Annotated in this window: 1 protein-coding gene; it reads left to right on the top strand. The window is 47.7% G+C overall.

Features of this window, described 5'->3' with window-relative positions:
• Positions 1–1101 (top strand): zincin-like metallopeptidase domain-containing protein (locus tag C9991_RS16520; RefSeq protein WP_255414817.1); only part of this gene is annotated, 1101 nt, incomplete at both ends.

The following is a 1101-nucleotide window of genomic DNA, read 5'->3' as shown; positions in this document are numbered from 1 at the left end:
AGGACTACCAGGAATTGTCGGCTACCGATCAGACACAGTACAAGGGCATACATAATCGGGAAATACGAGTGCTGTTCAATATCGACCAGACCATGCTGCCACTAAAAGACAAGGAGAAATATGAAGAGGTGGTGAAGGAAAATGTCGTTGCGAATGAAGACAAGGCATTGCGTAGCCAAGTGAATGACTTCATCCAGAAGATGAAGGACAACCTGATGGCGGTGCGCAAAGACGGAAGCGGAGTGGCACATTATGACACAGAAAAAGATGCCGTGTATATGCCAAAACAAGAAAACTTTGAGCAATATAGCGATTATGTGCAAGAGATGCTGCGCCAAGTGGTGAGTGCTACAGGACATCAACAGCGACTGGCAAGGGAAGGCATGGTGATGAAAAACGGCATTGCACCATCTGAGGATGCCGTGAAGCAAGAGAAACTGGTGGTGGAACTGGCTTCGGGCATCAAGATGATGGAAATGGGAATGACGGCAAAGATTTCCAAGGAGAACATGGGACTGGTGGACTACTGGAACCGCGAATTGAAGGAAAATCCATGTCTGATAGATGCCATAGAGAGTGATGTGAACAATGCCTTGGACGTTATCCGCAAGGCAGAGCGTGGCGAGAAAATTGAATATTCATCCTTGAAGAACGAGCAGCAGACCACCGAGATGCAATCGAAGATGCCCAAGCATTACTTCGTGGCAGACGAGATAGCCAAGCATCCTGACAGCGAACAGAAGTTTGTGGTGATAGTAAGGGATATGGAAAACAAAAGTGCCGATGTGGTATTGCCGGCAGGAGCATCATTGGAAGTGAACAACGAGGTATCGGGCATGAGCAAGCAGCGCATCGAACATGCCTTACAGAAGGAAGGTTTTCTGTCTGTCAAGTTCTACAATCCCGATGGTGCATTAGGTTACCATCCTGATGACGGCTATTTTGCAGGAAAGGACATCACCGTTGCAAGATTGAAGAACTGGCAATTGGAAGACATATCCAAGATAGACGTGAGTGATGCCGTGAGCCAGAGCAAGCAAGTGGGCTTCGACCGCATACAGATGGTGCAGGATGACAACAAGCGTTGGGCAATGTATATCA

Source organism: Prevotella merdae (assembly GCF_900290275.1).
GTDB classification, from domain to species: Bacteria; Bacteroidota; Bacteroidia; order Bacteroidales; family Bacteroidaceae; genus Prevotella; species Prevotella merdae.
Note: the sequence above shows the minus strand (reverse complement) of the source record. Positions and strands in the feature narration are given on the sequence as shown.